At 32.3% G+C, this 1,132-nt stretch carries 2 protein-coding genes; both read left to right on the top strand.

Going from position 1 to position 1,132, the window contains the following annotated elements; all coding sequences use genetic code 11:
• The first annotated feature begins 249 nt into the window (after positions 1-249).
• Entirely contained in the window at positions 250-681 is a 432-nt protein-coding gene (locus ACYQ21_RS15630) for an RNA polymerase sigma factor (protein ID WP_460059605.1), read from the top strand.
• Positions 678-911 carry a helix-turn-helix domain-containing protein gene (locus ACYQ21_RS15625; protein ID WP_460059604.1) on the top strand — a complete coding sequence of 78 codons (234 nt, stop codon included), beginning with the start codon at positions 678-680 and terminating at the stop codon, positions 909-911. The genes ACYQ21_RS15630 and ACYQ21_RS15625 overlap by 4 nt, the downstream gene beginning before the upstream one ends.
• Positions 912-1,132 lie beyond the last annotated feature (221 nt).

Raw genomic sequence — 1,132 nt, 5'->3', positions numbered from 1 at the left:
TTTTCTTGGTATCTCTTTTATAAAAAAGAATAATATCTCAATTAAAACACAATGGACCAAAATGAAGAAATAATCTCTTGTCTAACAAACAGTCAGATGAGAGGGACAAAGCAGAAAGAGCTAATTTCTTTCTGCTTTTTTTATATCCAAAATAAATATTTTTTAATTATTTTTTCAAAAACACGACTATTTTGTGTTTTCGTTCGTATTAGTATATGGAAAGGGAAACGACATAAGGAGGACGTTTCTATGAAGAAACTAACAATACAAGAAATTGAACAATTATTTGATAGTTATTGTAAAAAAGTGCTAAAAAATAAAGCTTATGACATTTTTCGAGTAGAGAAACACCAACAAGAATTATTTGCCTCGTTAGATGCTTTGTTAGAAAGACATTTTTTACCTGATGAACTTTTATGTCAACCTGATTTTTCTAATGAGGAGTTTATTTTTCCATTGCTTACTGTTCAATTATCAGTATCCTTAAATAATGAAGCGCTCGCTACTGCTCTGAATTTGCTTAAAGAAGAAAATCAAGAAATCATACTGCTACATTATTTTCTCTCTATGACAGATGAAGAAATAGGTGCAAGGTTTCAAAAAAATCGAATTACAATTCAGGAACGGAGAAGTCGTTCACTTGAAAAATTACGAAACATTCTCGTAAGGGAGCAAAAATGAGCAAGAGATTTCTCGTAACTTATAGTGTGATAAAATGTGCCGTAGTAGAAGATGATGAAGCCTTACTTCATATTGTTCATCACTACGCACGTTATATTGCTAAATTGTCTATGAGAAACTCTCAAAATATGAATGGCTATGTCAGTTATCATGCAGATGAAGTCATGATGAGACAGCTTGAAACACACTTGATAGCGGGAATTTTAAAGTTTAGAATACCGCCACATTAAAGAATGTTTTCCCTTTCCTAGTTGATATGTTCTTTGACAACTCAATAAAAACTATTCAGATACGTGAAATCAATTTTAAGCTATTGACCAATCTCGCCACGAACGTTTGTTTAGCGAAAAAAGATTGAGTGACCACTTGGTTTAGGCAATCAAGTGCGATGACAAATTGATTTTGATAATGATACTTGCCTATTGCCCTGACTTGAATGAGTGAGGAGGTC

This window comes from Pseudolactococcus yaeyamensis, assembly GCF_054658615.1.
This window is presented reverse-complemented; position numbering and strand designations above follow the sequence as displayed.